This window comes from Flavobacterium sp. DG1-102-2 (assembly GCF_033042555.1).
Lineage (GTDB): Bacteria > Bacteroidota > Bacteroidia > Flavobacteriales > Flavobacteriaceae > Flavobacterium.
In genome coordinates, this window is record NZ_JAWLIK010000001.1 from 81,158 (window position 1) to 100,871 (window position 19,714).

Sequence of the window (19,714 nt, forward strand, 5' to 3'; positions counted from 1 at the left end):
CTAAAATCAAATCTAAAGAATTATGAAAAAACGTTTACTATTAGTAAGCATTTTACTTTCAGGGGCTATGTATGCCCAGGAGGGTATTTATCCAGTATCAAAAGGTGCTCAGTGGAAGTATCTTGACAACGGTACAAGCCAGGATGCAACAGACTGGAACCAGCCTGCTGCTGCAAATGCAGGATGGGCTACAGGAACTGCGCCATTGGGGTATGGCGATCCTACTGCAACTGTAATATCTTTTGGACCTGATTCAGGTAACAAGTATATTACATCTTATTTTTACAAAGACATTGATGTGAACCCTTCTTCACTTACTGAGTTTGTAGAATTTGGTTTAAGAAGAGATGACGGTGCTATCGTTTATGTAAACGGGGTGGAAGTATACAGGGAAAATATGCCTGTTGAACCTACAGATTACCTTACTAACTCTTCAACAATCGTTGATGGTGCCGATGAGAAAAGATTCTACATCCACCAGGTATCTAAAACAGTATTCCAGACAGGGATCAACAGGATTGCTGTAGAAGTACACAACCGTGATGGACAAAGCTCTGACATAGGTTTTGACCTTTACATCAAAAACACCAACCCTGCGCTTGAAATTGCGTGTGACGAAGAGCACATAGGATGTTTTACTTCTATTAACCCAACGGCTCAGCTTGACCACCTTATCATAGCGCCTGAATTCCGTTACCAGCTTCTTTTCAAAGAAGGCTCTGCTTATATGACAGGCGGTGGAAACGTACCGGGTAACCATGATTACACTGCGTTTGTTCCGGTAAACGGAAGCAGCACTACAGGCCACCTTTCTGTAAATCAGGAAAATACTCCGGGAGGTGTTTCTATGCTTAACATTCACCTTAATGAAGAAGAAAAACTATGGGTAGTAGACGATTCTAAAGCAGTAGATATGTACAACGCAGATCTTGTAACTACATCAAGAAACTGTTCTGGTGGAATTACACCTTGGGGTACTGTAATTACTACAGAAGAAGATACTGCTAATGGTGATGCCAACGGCGACGGCTACCAGGATCTTGGATGGTTTGTAGAAATCGATCCATCTACAGCATCTGTAATGGAATATGGTAACAACAAACAGGAAAAACTTTGGGCTCTTGGGCGTATGAACCATGAGAATATCGTTATTACCGCCGATGGTACAACAGGTTACTACGGCGAGGATGGTGGTACACACTGCGTATACAAATTTGTTGCCGATACACCTAACAACTTTACATCTGGTAAGGTATATGTTCTTAAGCTTGACCTTGCGCTGTCTAACGATGAGCCAAGTTCTGCAACTGCAACATGGGTACTTGTTCCTAATACTACTCAGGCAGACCGTAACAACCTGCGTACTGTAGCTCAAACGCTTGGCGGTACTAACTTTAACGGTGTTGAAGATTGTGAAATCAACCCGCTTAATGGCAAGATCTATTTTACAAGTAAAGGCAAGAACCGTATTTACAGCTTTAAAGATAACGGAAGCACCATCTCTGAATTTGAGGTATTTGCAGGAGGTATGAACTATGATATAACAACTGCAAACGGTGTTGTTAACGAGCCTTGGGCTGACGGTAACGATAACCTTACTTTTGATGATAAAGGTAACCTTTGGGTTCTTCAGGATGGTGGATTAAACTACATTTGGGTAATCCGTCCAGACCATACACAAAGCAACCCAAATATTAAATTGTTTGCCTCTATGCCTGCAGGATCTGAACCAACAGGATTGACATTTACACCAGACTTTAAATATGGTTTCTTCTCTGTACAGCACCCTAACGGAACTAATGCTCCGCAACAGGATGCTACATTTACAGATATTAACTTTAATGCTTCTGCAACAGTAGTATTTGCCCTTGATAAAGATCTTGGAGCACACACACCGGTTGCCGATTTTACAGCAAACATAACTACTGTAAACCAGGGCGAAACGGTTACATTTACAGATATGAGTACAAACAACCCAACAACTTGGACATGGACATTTGAAGGTGGTGAGCCTGCAACATCTACAGAGGAATCTCCTGTAGTTACATATGCTGCTCCGGGTACTTATAGTGTGTCGCTTGTTACGTCTAATGCTGCCGGTACTAGTGCAGCCGAAGCTAAAACAGATTACATCCTTGTAGAAGAAGTTTTAGGCCTTGATACACCTAACGAACTTAAAGACATGGTAAGCCTTTATCCTAACCCTACAGACGGTGTGGTTACAGTTCAGATCAATGATGCTTCAGGTGAAGATGTATCTGTAGAGGTATTTGATATGCTTGGAAGAAAAGTTTCTGAAACTAAAGGCCAGTCTATCGGCGGAAGCCAGAAATTAGATATCAATCTTTCTTCTGCTGCCGGAGATCAGGTATTTGTGGTTCGCGTACACGTAGGCGATAAAACAGGTACTTACAAACTGCTTAAAAAGAACTAAATAGTTACGTTAATTTTTTTAGGGCCGGTATGCTTTTTTATACCGGTCCTTTTTTTCATTTTATCATGAACAGGAAACTTATGACATTGGTTTTATTATTAGTTGCGGCATTTTCGCTTAAGGCACAAAACGCAAACCCGTTGAAGGCGCCGGTTTATTACAGCATTGCCGATGCGCTGGCAGCTAAAAATGTAACCCAGCTTAATCTTCGCGACAGGCATTATTTTGATATTCCTAACGAGCTGGATAAGCTCAAGGGATTGACATTTATAAACCTTATGGGTAATAATATTGAACATTGGGATAAGGTGCTGTTTAACCAGACCCAGCTCGAGATACTTACGCTTCAGGGTAATGTATTAAAGTATATTCCTGCTAAAGTGGGCGTATTCAAAAAGCTTGTAAGCCTTGACCTTGCCGATAACGAGATTACTTCTATTCCAGATGAGATTGAAAAACTTAAAAAGCTGGAATACCTGTACCTGTCTCACAACACGCTTACCTCGCTTACTAAAAAGATTGAAGGCTGTAAAAACTTAAAAGTGCTTGCGCTTGATAACAATCAGCTAAGTTACCTGCCGGCAGAACTTTCTAACCTTACAAAGTTAAGCTCGCTTCATTTAGGGCGTAACCAGTTCAATGAGTTTGACGGAGAATGGATAAAGCTCGAGTCGCTTTCAGAGCTTAATCTTGAATACAATCAGCTTCAGGCTTTTCCGGAAGGTATTGGAGAGTTAAGCCTCCTTAAAACATTAATAGCCGACTACAATAAGCTTGCTGTGCTTCCGCAGAGTATCAATAAACTTGAAAAACTGGAATTGCTTTCATTATCACATAATAGTATTAAGAAGCTTCCCGAAAATCTATCGGGTCTTAAGAGCTTAAAAACGCTGATACTGACAGGTAATGATATAAGTGATCCCGAAAAAGAACGCATAAAAAAAGCACTGCCGGGATGCAGTGTCTATTTTTAACTGATACTATAACCTTCATTATTGGAGGTTTTTGTTTTTAAGGTTGTTTAAAAATAGCCTTTGTTTTAGCATAATTATCAATAAAGTATATATTTGCAAAATGCCGGGGAGAATACCGGCTGTAAAATATTATAATTCTTATTTTCCAACCCCATGAAGACCATCTATATCATCCTGTTTTTTGCTGCGGCTTTTGTTGCGCTATATGAACAGTCTACAGCGCATCCTAACTTGTTTATAATGATAGGGTGTATCGTCATATTTATGATGGGCCTTATGAAGCTTATGGCTAAAGTGCCAAGCAAGCACCAGGAAAATAACACAATAGAAGAGGAGAGCGATGTTTAAGATAGGCGATGAGGTAAATGTACTTGACGATTCTTTTAACGGAAAGGTTAAAGGTTTTAAGGCAGGTAAGATAATTATAGAAACACCGGAAGGGTTTGAGTTGGCTTTTGAAGAAAATGAGCTGATAAAAGTTACAAACTCGGGCGAAATGAAATCTTTTTTTGCTGAGAAGAGCGTAAGTGCTGTACTCAGGGAAAAAGAGGAACCTAAGAAGCGCAGTTTTGTAAAGGAAAAGAAATCAAAGAGAGACGAGTTTGTTCTTGAGGTAGACCTTCATATTGAAAAACTTGTGCCAAATAAGAGGGGAATGTCTAACTACGATATTCTAACTTTACAATCAGATACGGCAAAACGCCAGCTTGAATTTGCCATAAAGAACAGGATGCAAAAAGTAGTATTTATACATGGGGTAGGCGAGGGTGTACTTAAAGCCGAACTCGATTTTTTACTTGGGCGCTATGAAGGAATAGATTTTAGAGATGCCGATTACCAGAAATATGGGCTAGGCGCTACAGAGGTTTTCATTAAACAAAACCCTAACCGATAAAACATAAAAAATCCCGCTGCCAGCGGGATTTCATTTTTTATATTATTCTCTTAATCCAAAATAATAGGCGTTCGGTATATCAGGGCTGGTTTCTGCTATGTCTTTAAGTGCAAAAGATTCGCCGGTGACAGTATTTGTAAATATTGCGTCTATTGCATAAATTTTGTATTTGGCCACGCCCAAATCCATAACGGTATCTATCCTCAGTTTTCCTGCTGTTGCCTTCCAAAACTGCGTTTGTGCAGGTGTTATAGATCCGCCGCCACCGGCAGGTGTGCAGATTACCTGCGTAGACAGTGTTCCGTTAAATACCTTAAAGTTTAAATTATTGTCGTTACCCAAAGGCAATTCAAGCGTCGTATTACTGCTGTTAAATGCTGCATTGTAATCTAAGACACTTACCGAAAGAAGTTCATCAGCCTTTACCGTATATAAGAGGTTATTGTCGCTGCATTTTAATACGGTAGGATCTCCACCTGTTGTTGCGTCAAAATTAAAATCAAAATTAAAGTCTTTGCTGATATTTCCTAATAGATTGTTATTGATAATAATAGTTTCCTCTCCGTTGTAAAATGAAATATTCTGCATGGTTACAGCGTGCGTGTAACCTCTAAGTTTACCTTTTACTCTTCTTTCTACGGTAATTACAGATAATGTACCTTCGCCTTTCCACACCTCTGCGTTGTCATCAGTATCAAATAAATTGCATACTGAACCTTTAGCGATAGAATTTGTAGCGTAGTTCTTATAAGTAAGCTTGTTTGTTCCCGAGACACTTATTGTTATCGTATAAGGCACGTTATTATTGTTTGCATCTAATGTTGACTGGTTTTTTAATGCTGTTGGCGCTATATCCAGTATCAGGGACTCGCCATTACTTGCATTAATCTTGTAATATCTAAGGCTCGCAGCATCAGCGCTCACGGTACATGGAGTTGGATCGTCAGTGCCAAAATCAAATGTTTTGTATGTCATGTCGCCATCGTCGCATCCTGTAAGCAGTGCAAAGGCCGCAATAAGGCTAAAAATCTTTTTCATATAAAGGTATTTTGAACAAAAATAATGTTTTTAATGAGTATAGAAAATGTTTTGTTTCACAGCTTGTCAAAATAAATGTGTTACCACCTTTTTTCTGTAAATTTGCACCAATGAAAAAAGCATATCTCGACAACGCTTCTACCACGGCGTTACGCCCTGAAGTGATACAGGAAATAACGGAAATACTTACCGAAAATTATGGCAATCCGTCATCTACGCATACTTTTGGACGTAGTGCCAAAGTTATTGTGGAAACGGCTCGTAAGAAAATCGCAAGCCTGATTGGCGCCGAAGCCCGGGAGATCGTGTTTACATCCTGTGGAACAGAGGCCAATAACTGGATCATATCGAGCGCAGTGAAAGACCTTGGAGTGAAACGCATAGTAAGTAGTAGGGTAGAGCACCATTCGGTACTTACTACGGTTGTAGAGATGCAAAAACAGCACGGTGTTAGGGTAGACTATGTAAACCTGCTGCCAGATGGCAGTGCCGACGTTACGCATCTTGTAAAGCTGCTGTCCGAAGATGTCCCTACACTGGTAAGCCTTATCCACGTAAATAACGAGACAGGTACTATATTAGATATAGACAAAGTAGGCCGTATCTGTAAGCAGCATAATGCGTGGTTTCATACCGATACCGTTCAGGCTATGGGTAAGATCCCTATAGATATAAGTAGTTTGCAGGTAGATTTCCTAACGGCTAGTGCGCACAAATTCCACGGGCCTAAAGGTGTTGGATTTGCATACTTTAAAAGGAATACACCGCTGCAGCCAATGATTTACGGAGGTGAACAGGAAAAAGGCTTCCGCGCGGGAACAGAGGCTGTGCACCAGATAGGCGGGATGGCAAAAGCACTGGAACTGTCTTATAAAAACCTTGAAGAGGAAAAAACGCACATCAGTTCGCTAAAGGCCTATTTTACAGAACAGCTGGATAGTAATTTTGAGGGTTATAAGATCAATGGCTACAATGATAACCTCTTCTACAACATTATAAACGTAATGCTTCCGTTGCCGGAAGACAAGACTGCCATGATATTATTCCATCTTGATATGCAGGGTGTGGCGGTCTCGAGAGGTAGTGCCTGCCAGTCCGGGAGTATCAAACCATCGCACGTACTTAAAGAAATACTGTCAGATGAGGATATCAAAAAACCTTCGCTTAGAATTTCATTCAGCCATTTTAATACCAGAGAAGATATAGATTTGCTGATTGCAGCATTAAAGACGGTGTAAACTTATTTACGTTTCTTTTTTCTGCCCCAGTTATTTTTCATCTTTTTATAGGACTTCTTAGAAACAGTAGATTTTTTCTTTGAACGCGACTTACCCTTCTTTCGGCGGGCATTGATATTGTTTACCAACGAATTCTTTACGCCAAGCTTGTTCTTTTTGGCACTGCTCTTTTTTGCTTTCTTTTTTAGTTTACTCATAGCCGTAATTTTGCGGATACTAAATTTACTCAAGCTATAGATAAAGCTGTGCCTATATAATGTTAATTCGGTTTGGTGCAAAAAAAAGCGTGATGTAGTATCACGCTTTAATTATGGGTTTAAGGCAATATTATTGTCCCTGGTAGGCTGCGATATTTATAGCCGGGACTATGTCGTTATTTGGTGTCATTGACAATGAAATAAAATCAAAGATCCATTTGCCGTCTTTTTTAAGTACATGGGCCGTCATCCTCCACGGAATGTTTTGCGTAAATACGATAGGTGTAAACTGGTCGGCAATGATAGCGCCCTGTCCGTCTTCATCTATGTTTATCTCACGACGGTCAACTTTATATTCAATAGTGCCTATAGCAGGATTAGTCAGTTTTTTGTTGAGGTAATCAATAAAGCTCATCTGGTTAAGTACCTCGTTTGGATCTGTACCCATGTAAAAGCCTTTCTCGGTAGAAATAGCCTTTAATGCCATAGCATCTTTCTTTTTAAAAGCCTCGTGGAATTTATCTGCAATTGCAAAAAGTTCAGCTTTGTTAGATTCGGGAGTTCCGGTTTCTGTAGCGGTATCTTTATTGTTTTTACATCCTGTAATGGTTGTAAGTGTTAATGCCAGAGCAAGCAGGGTAATAGTTCTTCTCATATATAGTTATTGCTTAGTTTGGGCTAAAATAAGGATTTGTTTTTAAATAAAAATCCGCTCTGATTGCTCAAAGCGGATTTTTTATTATTTAGTCAGCTGCATTACTGCAAACTGTTACTGTTTACTAAATACTATAAGTGGATAACTTCATCGTAAGCAGCCGCAGCAGCTTCCATGATAGCCTCGCTCATAGTAGGGTGTGGGTGAACAGACTTAATGATCTCGTGTCCTGTAGTTTCAAGTTTTCTTGCAACAACAGCCTCCGCGATCATATCGGTAACACCAGCGCCAATCATGTGGCATCCTAACCATTCGCCATACTTAGCATCAAAGATAACTTTTACAAAACCGTCAGGTGTACCTGAAGCTTTTGCTTTGCCTGAAGCAGAGAATGGGAATTTACCAATCTTAAGTTCGTATCCTTTTTCTTTAGCCTGTTTTTCTGTAAGGCCTACAGAAGCGATTTCAGGAGTAGCATAAGTACAACCCGGTATGTTTCCGTAATCAAGCGGCTCTACATGAAGGCCTGCAATTTTCTCAACACAAAGGATACCCTCAGCAGAAGCAACGTGTGCCAGTGCCTGGCCCGGTACGATATCGCCAATGGCGTAGTAACCCGGTATGTTTGTCTGGTAGTATGAATTTACCAATACTTTATCCCTGTCAGTAGCGATACCTACTTCTTCAAGGCCTATGTTCTCGATGTTAGATTTGATACCTACAGCAGAAAGTAGAATGTCTGCCTCAAGGATCTCTTCGCCTTTAGCTGTTTTTACAGTTGCTTTTACACCAGCACCTGTAGTATCAACTTTTTCAACAGAAGAGTTAGTCATGATCTCGATGCCCGACTTTTTAAGCGAACGCTCAAATTGTTTTGATACATCTTCATCCTCTACAGGAACGATGTTTGGCATAAACTCAACGATAGTTACTTTAGTACCCATTGAGTTATAGAAGTGAGCAAACTCAACTCCGATTGCACCTGAACCAACAACGATCATCGATTTTGGCTGCTCAGGAAGTGTCATTGCCTGACGGTACCCGATTACTTTCTTACCATCCTGTGGAAGATTAGGAAGCTCACGTGAACGTGCACCTGTAGCGATAATGATATGGTCTGCGCTGTACTCGGTAGTTTTTCCGTCTGCAGCTGTTACGTCAAGTTTTTTACCAGGCTTAAGTTTACCAGTACCTTCTATAACGTCAATTTTATTTTTCTTCATAAGGAACTGGATACCTTTGCTCATACCATCGGCAACGCCGCGGCTACGCGCAATAACAGCCCCAAAATCTTTATCAAATTCGTTTACGGTAAGACCGTAATCTGAAGCGTGTTTCAGGTAATCAAAAACCTGTGCACTTTTTAAAAGCGCTTTAGTTGGGATACAGCCCCAGTTAAGGCAGATACCGCCAAGGTTTTCTTTTTCCACAATTGCAGTTTTGAATCCTAATTGTGCTGCCCTGATAGCGGCTACATATCCGCCCGGGCCACTTCCTAAAACAATAACATCGTATTTCATCAGCGTATAATTTCTGTATTAATTTGTGCCTACGAAAGTAAGTATAAATTTGGTTATTCTAAAATGTTTCAATATTTGATTGCACCGCACGCCAATGAAAACTGCGGCTGCGGCTGAAAAATTACTCCTCTGTCTCTGCTACAAACTGCGAATAGTACAGGTTTTTATAATAACCCTGTTCACGGTTTATAAGGTCATAGTGCGTTCCGGCTTCAACGATCTTACCTTTATCCATAACGATGATCTTATCGGCATTAACTACCGTTGCGAGCCTGTGTGCAATGATTATAGAAGTACGGCCTTCGGTAAGCTTATCTGTAGCATTCTGTATCAGCTCTTCCGAATAGGTATCGATAGACGAAGTAGCCTCATCAAGGATAAGGATGCTAGGGTTGCTTACCAATACACGTAAAAAGGCAATAAGCTGGCGCTGACCAGAAGACAGCATAACGCCGCGCTCCTTTACGTTATAATCGTACCCTTCAGGAAGGCTCATGATAAAATTATGGACGCCAATGTTCTTAGCGGCTTCGATAACTGTTTCACGCGAGATTGAAGGGTCATTAAGGGTTATATTATTAAAGATGGTATCGGCAAACAGGAATACATCCTGAAGTACAATGCCTATCTGTTTACGTAAGCTTTCAAGCGTAAATTCGTTAATATCTGTGCCATCAATTGCTATGGTACCGCTGCTTATTTCGTAGAAACGGTTCAGCAGGTTGATGATTGTCGATTTTCCTGCCCCTGTAGAACCCACGATTGCAACAGTCTGTCCGGCATCAATGGTAAGGTCTATGCCTTTTATGACTTCCTCATCCTGAATGTAGCTGAAGTGTACTTTGCTGAATTGTATTTCGCCTTTAAAATGACCTGCGGTTTTATCGCCCGACGTTTGTACCAGCTCTTCCATATCCAGCAGTTCAAATACCCTGTCAGATGCTACGATACCCATCTGCATCTCGTTGAACTTATCGGCAATCTGCCTGAGCGGGTTAAAAAGCATGCCTATGTACATAATGTAGGCAAACATATCTCCGGGCTCTGTTACGGCATCACCACCTACAATACTTATACCTGCGTACCATATTACTACCCCTAAAGTTAACGACGAAATAGTATCGGCAATAGGGAAAAAGATGGAGTTATACAGAATGTTCTTCTGCCAGGCATCATTGTGTTTTTTGTTGATCTCCTTGAATTTTTCATACTCAATATCCTCACGGTTAAATAGCTGAACGATACGCATACCTGTAACACGCTCCTGAACAAAAGTATTCAGGTTAGCTACCTGTGTGCGCACCTCTTCAAAAGCACCTTTCATTTTCTTTTGGAAGATACGCGTAGCAACTACCAGTATTGGCATTGCCAGCATTACCACAAGGCTCAGTTTCCAGTTCATATAGAACATAAAACCAAGTATCACGAGCATTTTAAGCATATCACTTATAATCATGAATAACCCCTGGCTGAATATCTTTGAAATGGATTCGATATCAAAAACAGTCCTTGTAACCAGACGGCCTACGGCTTCATTGTCAAAGAACTTCATCCTGAAGTTATTGATGTGGGCAAACAATTTTTCACGTATGTCTTTTACTATATCCTGCCCGAGCCAGTTGGCCCAGTACACAAAGTAAAATTGCGATAGTACCTCCAGCATGAGCACAATACCCATAAGGGTAATGTAAAACACTAAGCCTGATACATCTTTAGGTATCAGGTAAGAGTCTACCGTCTGCTTTAACAGGTATGGCCTTGCTGCCGCAAAAACAGAGAGGCAGATGGAAGATATTATAACCCATATAAAACGGGATTTATAAGGTTTTGCAAACTGCATTACCTTTTTGAATGATGATGATTTTATGGCTTTCATATAAATTTAACGGCTTAAAGGTACGGATAAATAACCTTGGTAAGATATAATCCGTGTGCAGGTACAGAAAACCCTGCTTTGTTCCTGTCGCGGCTTTCTATAATGCCGGCGAACTCTTCGATACTCATTTTCCCAAGGCCTACATTGACCAGGGTGCCTACAATGGCGCGCACCATATTGCGAAGAAACCTGTCTGCGCTCACGGTAAAAACAAGCTTATTGCCATGCTGTTCCCATCGGGCTTCTTTTATGTCGCAGTTAAAGGTCCTTACATCGGTATGTGTTTTAGAGAAGCATTTAAAGTCGGTGTAATTAAACAGGAGTTTAGCTGCTTCGTTCATTTTATCTACATCGAGTGTGTTGAAATTGTACCAGCTTGCTTCATTATCAAATGCATCCTTAAAGGTATGTATGTGGTATTCGTACGTTCGGCTGGCAGCGTCAAAACGGGCATGAGCCTCACTGTGCAGCGGTATGAAACGGTATACAACAATATCCTTTGGTAAAAATGAATTGAGCTTTTGTACCAGCTTTTGTCTATCGGCAATCTCATCGTGGTCAAAATGGGCAAACATTTGTCGGGCATGAACACCTGTATCGGTACGTCCTGCGCCTACAACATCTATTGTTGTTCTAAGCAATAAAGACAGGGCTTTGTTTAATGTTTCCTGTACCGACGAGCTGTGCGGCTGATACTGCCACCCGCAGTAGGCTGCTCCGTTATATGCAAACTCTATAAAGTATCTCATAGCGAATGCAAAGATAAGAATAAGCTGCGAAGTAGCAGAGTAGCAAAGTGGCAAAGTTTTGGTGCAAAGTGGCAAAGTTTGAGAGCAGCAAAGTAGAAGCGTTCAGGATTTATAATAATTATAGTTTTACAATTTAATTTTTGTGGCGGCTCGCTGACTTTGTAACTTTGCAGCTCAGCCACTTTGTAACTCACGAAAAATGACAAAAATCCTCCTCCTTAGCGATACCCACAGTCATATAGACGACACCATACTTAAATATGTTCGCCAGGCCGACGAGGTATGGCATGCCGGAGACATTGGCGACCTTTCCGTTACCGACACTCTAAAAAAAGAAAAGCCGCTAAGGGCAGTATATGGAAATATCGACAGCAATGAGGGGCGTCTTGAATTTCCGCTCAATAACCGTTTTATGTGCGAAGGCGTCGATGTTTGGATTACGCATATAGGCGGCTATCCGGGTAAATATAACCAGGCAGTGAGGGAAGAACTGTATGCTAATCCGCCAAAGCTTTTTATCTGCGGGCATTCCCATATACTAAAAGTGCAGTTTGACCAAAAGCTGAATTTACTGCACATGAATCCGGGAGCAGCGGGCGTGAGCGGTTTCCATCAGGTGCGCACCATGCTCAGGTTTGAAATAGAAGGCGATAAGATCCAGAACCTTGAAGTGATCGAGATAGGGAAGAGGGTGTAGTTTGGCTATTCTTGGTTTGATAAGAAGAATAAGGCTGATCACTCTCTTTCAAAGAAGGCTGGGTTGAGGACAAAAAAAATCCGGATCGTTTGGATCCGGATTCTTGACGCACTAATAAACTAAGTTAAAAGGTTTATCTCAAGCGGTCTACTGATTTTACGAGGTCTTCATCCTTCTTGATAGCTTTATTGGCTAAGCTTAGAAAAACGATAGAAACAATCGGGAGGATTACCCCAATACCCTTCTCTGAAACGACCTTTTCAGGATCGGTCTCTCCGGATAAATTAAATAGCCTGAATACAAATAACCCTATTAAAATTAAATTTAATATTATGTTCAGCCTGCCCATGACAAACTGGTTTTTTCTTTTCTTGTAGGTAAGTATGCCCACTACACTTAAGGTAGTGCTAAAAGCGAACAGCATAACAAAAGCCAGATCTCTTATAAAGTAGTAGTTCTCGCCATTTCCTGATACCCATAACGGAAAAACAAAAGGTAATACACCCGATGCTATAAACGCTATAAGTAGATATACTGTTTGTATTCTTTGTAACATTCGTGCTTATTTTGCTCCACAAAAATATACTTTCTTTTTATAAAATACTATTGTACACTGAAAATTAATTTGTATTATTGCAATACCAAATCATAAGTGCTTCATTCTGAAGTAGGGATATTTCCCAAAAATTGCTTTCCACCAAAACACATTGCGAGTACACTATTTAATTTAACCAAAAATTTTTCATGTTTGATATTTCCGAACTAAAAGAAATGAAGCTTCCTGAGCTTCAGGAAATTGCAAAAAAAGCAAAAATAAACAAATACAGAGGACTAAAAAAAGACGAACTGGTGTACCAGATCCTGGATCATCAGGCGGCTAACCCTGCTATTATAAAGCCTCTTTTTGAAGAAACTGCGGCAGCTGCACCGGCTGCTACTACAGAAGAACAGCCTGCTGAAAAAACAAAAAGGGTACGCATAGCGCCAGATCCAGCAAAAAAAGAACCGGCAATAAAAAAAGCATCTCCTGCGGCGGGCCTTTTTAAGGAAATTCCCGAAGACGCAGCAGCTGCGGAAGAAATTCCTGCTGAAAAAGCGAAACCGGAATTTAAAAAACCGGCAGCACCTAAAGCAGATGTAAAAGAAGCTGCTCCTGTTGCTGAAACTACAGAACAGCCAAAAGAAAGTAATGATACTCCCGCCCCTAAAGAGGACAGGAAAAAAATAGCACCTGCAAAAGACAACGCCCAGGCAAGGCAAAATGCCGAAGGCAAACCTGCAAGGCCGCAAAAACCGCAGCTTTCTGAAGAAGAAAGGCTTGCACAGATTGAAAGGGCAAACGCCAACAATCCTAATCACCCAAGCTACAAGGGTAACCTGAATAAGGATAAAGAAAAAGAAAACATAACTAAAGAAATTAGTGCTCCTGCCCCGCAGCAAACTGCCCCGGTTCAGCATACGCAGCAAAATAAAAAACAAAATTTCCGCGAACCTGATTACGAATTTGACGGAATTATTGAAAGCGAAGGCGTACTGGAAATGATGCCTGATGGCTATGGTTTCCTTCGTTCTTCTGACTACAATTACCTTGCATCTCCTGACGATATTTACCTTTCCAATTCGCAGATACGCCTTTTTGGACTTAAAACCGGAGATACAGTAAAAGGAGTGGTTCGCCCTCCTAAAGAGGGGGAGAAATACTTTCCGCTGGTTAAGGTTAACAAAATTAATGGGCACGACCCTCAGGTAGTGCGTGACAGGGTTTCGTTTGAACACCTTACACCGCTTTTCCCGGAAGAAAAATTTAATCTTGCTGATAAACAGAGTACTATATCTACACGTATCATTGACCTTTTCTCACCAATAGGTAAAGGGCAAAGGGGTATGATCGTTGCTCAGCCTAAAACAGGTAAAACAATGCTTCTTAAGGATATTGCCAACTCAATCGCGGCAAACCACCCTGAAGTTTACCTTATCGTCCTTCTTATAGACGAACGTCCTGAAGAGGTTACCGATATGCAGCGCAGCGTAAGGGGAGAAGTTATTGCTTCTACCTTTGATGAGCCTGCAGAACGTCACGTAAAAGTGGCTAACATTGTTCTTGAAAAAGCAAAACGCCTTGTAGAATGCGGCCATGATGTAGTGATACTTCTAGACTCTATTACCCGTCTTGCGAGGGCTTACAATACAGTTCAGCCTGCATCCGGTAAAGTATTGAGCGGTGGTGTGGATGCTAACGCACTTCAAAAACCAAAACGTTTTTTTGGTGCTGCCCGTAATATTGAAGGCGGCGGTTCGCTTAGTATTATTGCTACTGCACTTACCGATACCGGTTCTAAAATGGACGAGGTTATCTTTGAAGAATTTAAAGGTACAGGTAACATGGAGCTTCAGCTTGACAGAAAAATTGCGAACAAACGTATTTTCCCGGCTATTGACCTTACGTCGTCAAGTACAAGAAGAGATGATCTTCTTCTTGATGAAAAGACGATACAGCGTATGTGGATCATGAGAAAATACCTTGCCGACATGAACCCTGTTGAAGCTATGGACTTTATCAACGAAAGATTTAAAAAGACAAGAAATAACGAAGAGTTTCTTATCTCAATGAATGACTAATCAAATCATTCATTAGTATATAAAAAATGCCCCTTAATTTTATAAGGGGCATTTTTTATATATACAGGACGAACAATATTATTCGTCGTCCCTGTGTGCTTTTTTAGGATTCTTGTCTGTTTCAGCAAGTTCGCCTGCACAAAGTTCGTTATAGTATTCTACTATATCTTCAAGCGTTCTTGTATTGAAAACGTTGCTGTTAAGCCTTTCAATGATGCCGGGGCACTCGTTGAAATAGTTGGCAATTTTCTTCTTGCTGTTTCCTAAAGAGGTAAGGTTCTTTTCTGTTTTACGCTTTACTTTCAGGAATTTAGAGTCGGGCAATACGTGCGTGCCTTCTTCCTGATCCTTTGCAGGTTTGGTGTTCCATGCTTCCATGGCATCGGCATAAAGGTTTACCTCGCCTGTAGAAATAAGTTCGAGAAAGTAATAGTCTGTCTGGCTGAATGTAACTATCGGAATATATTCAAACGTACGCGGAAATTCAAAATCATGAAATACGATCTTAGAAACTGTGGTTTCGTCCCAATTATCGGCTGTATCGTCTTTAGATACCCTGAACACGATCTTATCTTTAGGTGTTCCGTAAAATGATTCCTTGTCAAATTTAAGTGTAGCATAGCCGGATACGTCTGTTCCGTCAAGAAAGTATATTGTTGCTTCATGTTCCTGCGCCTGCGCGAGAACAGGCAATGAAAACAGCGCAAGGTAGAGTAGAATTGATGATAATTGTCTCATAAGTTTATAATGGCTTATAGACAAATATAATAATCTATTCTCTTATAACCATAACCGAAGCTTTAAATCCTGTGGCAAGATTCCACTGGTTGGACATAAGTTGTTTTTCCTTATCATCAAATATGGTGAATTGGGCGGTATTAGGGCCGGATGTACCCTGATTCATGGCTTCAAACTCCACTTTGTTGAATCCGGGCTGCAACTGCAGCTGAAGCCCCTTTGCATTATTGGTAAGGGTAAATTCGTCGATTACAACCTTGTCATTTACGAGCACACGTATCCTGTCCCCATCTTCAAGGCCGTAATCGGCAGAGAAGATATCCAGATATGCTGATTTTGTGCGTATTTCGCCAAACGACTGATTGCCGCGATAGGCAACATTCGACTCGCCTTTTCGCTGAACGCTTTGGTTTACTTTATCCTGGTATTCCTGTCCGCGGTTAACGAATTCTTCTTTTTTTATCATACTGAATTCAGGCTCTTTCTTAGTGAGGTCGGCTCCTGTAAACGTCTTTTTTGGAGGCACAACTGTAGACGGAACGTCAGTCTTTGCAGGTATCTTTGGCGATATAGTAGTATTGGCTTTAGGAATAGCGAGTCCTCCCATAGGGTTATCAACCTGGGAAAAAACGCTTGATCCTGAAATTATTAAAAATAATACTAAGATGTGTTTTATGTATCGTACCTGCATAGTGTAAGCTTTGAATAATGGCTTTAAACAAATCTAACCAAATTTTTACGATTTTATTGCAATTTGTATGCCATGATTGCCTCATTTAATAGGGTTTTGTGATATTCGGTTTTATGTCAGTGAATCAAAAAATGATCTTTTTTCAATCCTTTTTGTTAAGAGTTTACATATTTTAATCATATTTGCAGGAACCAATCCCGCCAATCCTAATGAAAAGACCATTACATAAAATCGGTTATTTTATTATTTTTTTGATAATGTCTATAAGCGTAACTTCCTGTAAAATGGGACGTTTCGTGTATTATAACTTCGCTAATATTACAGATCATAAAATATTTCCCTCGCGTACTGCACATGCTGATTCTGCGAAGTTTGTATACCCGTTATCTGCCAATCCTAAGTTTCCTAAAAAGCTGACGGCTAATAATGTAGATGTTTCCTTTGAGAAGTTTTTGACTGACTATAAAACGGTTGCTTTTATGATCATCAAAAACGATAGCATACACTACGAAAACTACTTTAATGGTTATAGCCAGGAGTCGGTAGTAGCTTCATTTTCAATGGCTAAGTCGGTTACTTCTATCCTGATAGGGTGCGCTCTTGATGATGGTCTTATCAAATCTATAGACGAACCTATCATCACCTATATCCCCGAGATGAAACACAAAGATGTGGGGCAGGTGACAATCAGGGAGTTGCTGAATATGAGGAGCGGTATAAAGTTCAACGAGAGCTATGTAAATCCGTTTGGAGATGCCGCTACTTACTATTACGGCCGCAACCTGCGCAGGGCAATTTATAAGCGAGAGCTTGAGCAAAAACCGGATACCGAATTCAACTACATAAGCGGTGATACACAGATACTTGGATTGGTTTTAGACAGGGTGTTACAGCCTAAGGGCAAGACAATTACATCTTATTTAGAGGAGAAATTATGGAAGCCAATGGGCATGGAATACGATGCTACCTGGAGCCTTGACCGCAAAAAAGACGGTTTGGAGAAGACTTTTTGCTGCCTGAATGCCAGAGCAAGAGACTTTTCCAAAATAGGTAGGCTGTATCTTAATAAGGGTAACTGGAATGGTAAACAGCTGGTTTCCAAAGCATGGGTGGAGGAATCTACACGGCCTGATACCGGACCAACTGCCGAAAAAGGATATAAATATCAATGGTGGCTTGGCGATAACGGTGTTTTTTCGGCACAGGGTATCTTAGGACAGTTCATTTACGTTAATCCTAATAAAAATCTTATCATAGTCAGGCTTGGAGAAACAGATGCAGGTGTGAACTGGGAAGGCCTTTTTGATTCATTATCAGCTAATTATTAACTACTTATGTCGGCCTGTCCGGCTTTTTTCGGCGTCCCAGTCGTCAGGGCCGGGGTGTCGGTCACGGTCATCCGGACGGGTCACTTCGCCATCCTCAGAATAGTGCGCATTGTTGTTTACATTGTCGTCGGAAGAAGTTTTTCCTTCTTCTTTTTTGTCGGTACTCATAGCTTTAATTTTTGATTCTTAAAGTTATGCGATATATTTTTCTTTACTGTTAAAAACATAATAAAGGTTTAATTGTCAAATTCCAAATTCCAAATAGCAAATAACAAATAGCAAATCCCTGTGCTTAGTATCTGGTGCTTCTAACAACTATCAACCATCAACCAAACAGCCCTCTAATAAAGCAGCTCCTCGACGTTCATTTTTATGTTGGCAGCAATCTTATCCAATGGCAGGTCATTTGGGTCGGTGCCAAAAGGGTCTTCAATCTCTTCGGCGATAAGCTCAAGGCTTGCAAGCACATAGAAGATAAAAACCACAACCGGAATCACGTAATATCCCAGTTGGAACACATAGCCAAAGGGCAGTGTCATGACATAAAAGAAAATGAATTTCTTGATAAAAGCACTGTACGAATAGGGTATGGGTGTATTCTTAATACGCTCGCAGGCACCGGCAATATCGGTAAACGAAAGCAGTTCGCCGTTAAGTACAATAAGCTGGTCGCCGGTAATCTTACCGTTGGTGTACAGTTCGTTAACCTTTGCCATCATGGTTTTTGCTATCTGGTTGGGCTTATGCTTGTAATGCTCGGGCGAAAGCACCGCATCATCAAACAGTTCGTGGCTTATATCCCTGTTTTTCAGGTGCTGATTTAGTACATCGGCATAAGCGGGTATCAGCTTTCGCATCATTTCCTTGTCGGCTGAATCCTTTAGCATAACGGCAAGTTTCAGCGCCAGGTTACGGCTGTTATTTACCAGCGCTCCCCACATTCGGCGGCCTTCCCACCAGCGGTCATACGCAGTATTAGTCCTGAAAACCAATAGCAATGAGATCACGAATCCCAGCATGGTGTGCATAACGGTAATGTTCTTAACATGGCTTCCCTGAGACAGTTGCCAGTATTCCAGCTCCAGGTAAGCCACGCCCGCGCTATACAGGCCAATGCCTGCCATTATAGGGATAAGCTTGCGGAATGTATCGCCTTTATGGAACCTGAATATAAACGAAAACCACTCTTTTGGATTGTATGACAGCATTGCTTTAAATATAGTTTTTTAAGAATTTTATTAAAAATAATTCAAGTGTTAATGTTGCGCTTTTTGTTCTCAAAACGCCTTTTTTGTGCGTAAAATTAGGGGGTGTTAAAGAGCTGTAAATTAACGGACTAAAAATTAATTTTACGCATTTTGTTTTTTTAAAATTTCTTCATTTTTGCTGAAAGGCTAACTTCAGTAAAAGATCAGAATTAAATTTTGGCTTCCAGCCATTTTGCAAAAGACGGTACATCATAAAAAAGTTCGTCTGGATGCATTGCGATCAGTTTTTCGGGTTCGGCAGTTTCGGCCCATGCGGCTGCAATAATTGGCACGCCTACCTGTCTGCACGCGGTAATATCACTCGGTGCATCACCTACATAAATTACTTCTTCATTGGCTACCCCTGTAAACGTATTTAGTACAGCCTGAATGCCTTTAGGTTTGCTTGGGCCTTCGGGAATACCTGTTTCCAATACCTCAAAATACTTACTGATACCAAATCGTTCCAGCGACATAACAGCGCTATTGCGGCCTTTGCCGGTAACCATGGCTGTCGGAATGCCTTTATTCTTAAGTAGTTCCAACAATTCTATAACACCTCCAAAAGGGGCGGGGCACATTTCGTGCAGTGTTTCGTAATGTGAGAGATAGTCTGCAACACCTTTGTCGTAATCATTCGGAGCCAACGCCATTATGGTACCTTCTTCAGACGGGCCAAAGGTAGCAATGATCTCTTCGTCAGATACTTCACGGCTTATTAATGGTTCAATAGATTTACGGAATGCGCTGATGCACAGTGGCAAAGTATTGGCTAAAGTACCGTCAAGGTCAAAGATTACGGCTTTTATATTCTTCAT

Annotated in this window: 20 protein-coding genes; 8 read left to right on the plus strand and 12 right to left on the minus strand. The window is 40.9% G+C overall.

The genetic code is table 11. From position 1 onward, the window contains the following. Positions 1 to 22 precede the first annotated feature (22 nt). The 4 genes from R1T16_RS00280 (at position 23) to R1T16_RS00295 (ending at position 4,303) form a co-directional block, all read left to right on the plus strand. Complete coding sequence (locus R1T16_RS00280) at positions 23 to 2,434, plus strand: alkaline phosphatase PhoX (RefSeq protein ID WP_317499052.1); 2,412 nt, start codon at positions 23 to 25, stop codon at positions 2,432 to 2,434. Between the two features lie 65 nt (positions 2,435 to 2,499). Further along, a complete protein-coding gene (locus R1T16_RS00285) occupies positions 2,500 to 3,408 on the plus strand; it encodes a leucine-rich repeat domain-containing protein (RefSeq protein WP_317499053.1) in 909 nt (302 codons plus the stop codon). Positions 3,409 to 3,561: 153 nt separating this feature from the next. Then, positions 3,562 to 3,756 (plus strand): hypothetical protein, encoded by a 195-nt coding sequence (locus tag R1T16_RS00290; protein WP_317499054.1) that lies wholly within the window; start codon positions 3,562 to 3,564, stop codon positions 3,754 to 3,756. Further along, entirely contained in the window at positions 3,749 to 4,303 is a 555-nt protein-coding gene (locus tag R1T16_RS00295) for a Smr/MutS family protein (RefSeq protein ID WP_317499055.1), read from the plus strand. Before R1T16_RS00290 ends, R1T16_RS00295 begins: the two co-directional genes overlap by 8 nt. Before the next feature lie 42 nt (positions 4,304 to 4,345). On the opposite strand, the gene R1T16_RS00300 is transcribed toward R1T16_RS00295, so the two are convergent. Beyond that, positions 4,346 to 5,341, minus strand: coding sequence for a hypothetical protein (locus tag R1T16_RS00300; RefSeq protein WP_317499056.1), 996 nt, complete (start codon positions 5,339 to 5,341; stop codon positions 4,346 to 4,348). Between the two features lie 110 nt (positions 5,342 to 5,451). Here R1T16_RS00300 and R1T16_RS00305 point away from each other — a divergent pair, with 110 nt between their 5' ends. Continuing rightward, a complete protein-coding gene (locus tag R1T16_RS00305; RefSeq protein ID WP_317499057.1) occupies positions 5,452 to 6,579 on the plus strand; it encodes a cysteine desulfurase family protein in 1,128 nt (375 codons plus the stop codon). Positions 6,580 to 6,581: 2 nt separating this feature from the next. Here R1T16_RS00305 and R1T16_RS00310 read toward each other — a convergent pair whose 3' ends face one another. From R1T16_RS00310 to truA, 5 genes are all read right to left on the minus strand, one after another. Next, the gene (locus R1T16_RS00310; RefSeq protein WP_317499058.1) at positions 6,582 to 6,776 is read right to left on the minus strand and encodes a hypothetical protein; all 195 of its coding nucleotides are present in this window, start codon (positions 6,774 to 6,776) and stop codon (positions 6,582 to 6,584) included. Between the two features lie 130 nt (positions 6,777 to 6,906). After that, entirely contained in the window at positions 6,907 to 7,431 is a 525-nt protein-coding gene (locus R1T16_RS00315) for a nuclear transport factor 2 family protein (RefSeq protein WP_317499059.1), read from the minus strand. Positions 7,432 to 7,562: 131 nt separating this feature from the next. Continuing rightward, positions 7,563 to 8,951: a dihydrolipoyl dehydrogenase gene (gene lpdA / locus R1T16_RS00320; protein WP_317499060.1), complete on the minus strand. Its 1,389-nt coding sequence runs from the start codon at positions 8,949 to 8,951 to the stop codon at positions 7,563 to 7,565. Between the two features lie 121 nt (positions 8,952 to 9,072). Continuing rightward, complete coding sequence (locus R1T16_RS00325) at positions 9,073 to 10,827, minus strand: ABC transporter ATP-binding protein (protein ID WP_317499061.1); 1,755 nt, start codon at positions 10,825 to 10,827, stop codon at positions 9,073 to 9,075. Positions 10,828 to 10,841: 14 nt separating this feature from the next. Further along, positions 10,842 to 11,576, minus strand: a complete 735-nt coding sequence (truA, locus tag R1T16_RS00330; protein ID WP_317499062.1) for a tRNA pseudouridine(38-40) synthase TruA — start codon at positions 11,574 to 11,576, stop codon at positions 10,842 to 10,844. A gap of 199 nt (positions 11,577 to 11,775) precedes the next feature. Between truA and R1T16_RS00335 the strand changes: the two genes are divergently transcribed. Then, entirely contained in the window at positions 11,776 to 12,273 is a 498-nt protein-coding gene (locus R1T16_RS00335) for a metallophosphoesterase family protein (RefSeq protein WP_317499063.1), read from the plus strand. 133 nt (positions 12,274 to 12,406) lie between these two features. Here the strand turns inward: R1T16_RS00335 and R1T16_RS00340 are convergent, their stop codons facing one another. Next, positions 12,407 to 12,829 (minus strand): DUF4293 domain-containing protein, encoded by a 423-nt coding sequence (locus R1T16_RS00340; protein ID WP_317499064.1) that lies wholly within the window; start codon positions 12,827 to 12,829, stop codon positions 12,407 to 12,409. Between the two features lie 188 nt (positions 12,830 to 13,017). Between R1T16_RS00340 and rho the strand changes: the two genes are divergently transcribed. Next, positions 13,018 to 14,892: a transcription termination factor Rho gene (rho, locus tag R1T16_RS00345; RefSeq protein ID WP_317499065.1), complete on the plus strand. Its 1,875-nt coding sequence runs from the start codon at positions 13,018 to 13,020 to the stop codon at positions 14,890 to 14,892. Positions 14,893 to 14,970: 78 nt separating this feature from the next. Here rho and R1T16_RS00350 read toward each other — a convergent pair whose 3' ends face one another. After that, entirely contained in the window at positions 14,971 to 15,630 is a 660-nt protein-coding gene (locus R1T16_RS00350) for a hypothetical protein (RefSeq protein ID WP_317499066.1), read from the minus strand. Positions 15,631 to 15,664: 34 nt separating this feature from the next. After that, entirely contained in the window at positions 15,665 to 16,321 is a 657-nt protein-coding gene (locus R1T16_RS00355) for a hypothetical protein (protein WP_317499067.1), read from the minus strand. Positions 16,322 to 16,530: 209 nt separating this feature from the next. Here R1T16_RS00355 and R1T16_RS00360 point away from each other — a divergent pair, with 209 nt between their 5' ends. Then, positions 16,531 to 17,649: a serine hydrolase gene (locus R1T16_RS00360; protein WP_317499068.1), complete on the plus strand. Its 1,119-nt coding sequence runs from the start codon at positions 16,531 to 16,533 to the stop codon at positions 17,647 to 17,649. Here the strand turns inward: R1T16_RS00360 and R1T16_RS00365 are convergent, their stop codons facing one another. The 3 genes from R1T16_RS00365 to R1T16_RS00375 all read right to left on the minus strand — a co-directional run bounded on the left by R1T16_RS00365 (position 17,650) and on the right by R1T16_RS00375 (position 19,714). Then, positions 17,650 to 17,817: a hypothetical protein gene (locus R1T16_RS00365; protein WP_317499069.1), complete on the minus strand. Its 168-nt coding sequence runs from the start codon at positions 17,815 to 17,817 to the stop codon at positions 17,650 to 17,652. 173 nt (positions 17,818 to 17,990) lie between these two features. Beyond that, positions 17,991 to 18,857, minus strand: a complete 867-nt coding sequence (locus R1T16_RS00370; protein ID WP_317499070.1) for a bestrophin family protein — start codon at positions 18,855 to 18,857, stop codon at positions 17,991 to 17,993. A 209-nt stretch (positions 18,858 to 19,066) separates the two neighbouring features. Continuing rightward, positions 19,067 to 19,714 (minus strand): HAD family hydrolase, encoded by a 648-nt coding sequence (locus tag R1T16_RS00375; RefSeq protein WP_317499071.1) that lies wholly within the window; start codon positions 19,712 to 19,714, stop codon positions 19,067 to 19,069.

What these genes read in the sequence shown, in the direction of transcription:
- R1T16_RS00280 (WP_317499052.1), top strand. Translation starts at nt 23, where the DNA reads ATGAAAAAACGTTTACTATTAGTAAGCATTTTACTTTCAGGGGCTATG.
- R1T16_RS00285 (WP_317499053.1), top strand. Translation starts at nt 2,500, where the DNA reads ATGAACAGGAAACTTATGACATTGGTTTTATTATTAGTTGCGGCATTT.
- R1T16_RS00290 (WP_317499054.1), top strand. Translation starts at nt 3,562, where the DNA reads ATGAAGACCATCTATATCATCCTGTTTTTTGCTGCGGCTTTTGTTGCG.
- R1T16_RS00295 (WP_317499055.1), top strand. Translation starts at nt 3,749, where the DNA reads ATGTTTAAGATAGGCGATGAGGTAAATGTACTTGACGATTCTTTTAAC.
- R1T16_RS00300 (WP_317499056.1), bottom strand. Translation starts at nt 5,341, where the DNA reads ATGAAAAAGATTTTTAGCCTTATTGCGGCCTTTGCACTGCTTACAGGA.
- R1T16_RS00305 (WP_317499057.1), top strand. Translation starts at nt 5,452, where the DNA reads ATGAAAAAAGCATATCTCGACAACGCTTCTACCACGGCGTTACGCCCT.
- R1T16_RS00310 (WP_317499058.1), bottom strand. Translation starts at nt 6,776, where the DNA reads ATGAGTAAACTAAAAAAGAAAGCAAAAAAGAGCAGTGCCAAAAAGAAC.
- R1T16_RS00315 (WP_317499059.1), bottom strand. Translation starts at nt 7,431, where the DNA reads ATGAGAAGAACTATTACCCTGCTTGCTCTGGCATTAACACTTACAACC.
- lpdA (WP_317499060.1), bottom strand. Translation starts at nt 8,951, where the DNA reads ATGAAATACGATGTTATTGTTTTAGGAAGTGGCCCGGGCGGATATGTA.
- R1T16_RS00325 (WP_317499061.1), bottom strand. Translation starts at nt 10,827, where the DNA reads ATGAAAGCCATAAAATCATCATCATTCAAAAAGGTAATGCAGTTTGCA.
- truA (WP_317499062.1), bottom strand. Translation starts at nt 11,576, where the DNA reads ATGAGATACTTTATAGAGTTTGCATATAACGGAGCAGCCTACTGCGGG.
- R1T16_RS00335 (WP_317499063.1), top strand. Translation starts at nt 11,776, where the DNA reads ATGACAAAAATCCTCCTCCTTAGCGATACCCACAGTCATATAGACGAC.
- R1T16_RS00340 (WP_317499064.1), bottom strand. Translation starts at nt 12,829, where the DNA reads ATGTTACAAAGAATACAAACAGTATATCTACTTATAGCGTTTATAGCA.
- rho (WP_317499065.1), top strand. Translation starts at nt 13,018, where the DNA reads ATGTTTGATATTTCCGAACTAAAAGAAATGAAGCTTCCTGAGCTTCAG.
- R1T16_RS00350 (WP_317499066.1), bottom strand. Translation starts at nt 15,630, where the DNA reads ATGAGACAATTATCATCAATTCTACTCTACCTTGCGCTGTTTTCATTG.
- R1T16_RS00355 (WP_317499067.1), bottom strand. Translation starts at nt 16,321, where the DNA reads ATGCAGGTACGATACATAAAACACATCTTAGTATTATTTTTAATAATT.
- R1T16_RS00360 (WP_317499068.1), top strand. Translation starts at nt 16,531, where the DNA reads ATGAAAAGACCATTACATAAAATCGGTTATTTTATTATTTTTTTGATA.
- R1T16_RS00365 (WP_317499069.1), bottom strand. Translation starts at nt 17,817, where the DNA reads ATGAGTACCGACAAAAAAGAAGAAGGAAAAACTTCTTCCGACGACAAT.
- R1T16_RS00370 (WP_317499070.1), bottom strand. Translation starts at nt 18,857, where the DNA reads ATGCTGTCATACAATCCAAAAGAGTGGTTTTCGTTTATATTCAGGTTC.
- R1T16_RS00375 (WP_317499071.1), bottom strand. Translation starts at nt 19,714, where the DNA reads ATGAAGAATATAAAAGCCGTAATCTTTGACCTTGACGGTACTTTAGCC.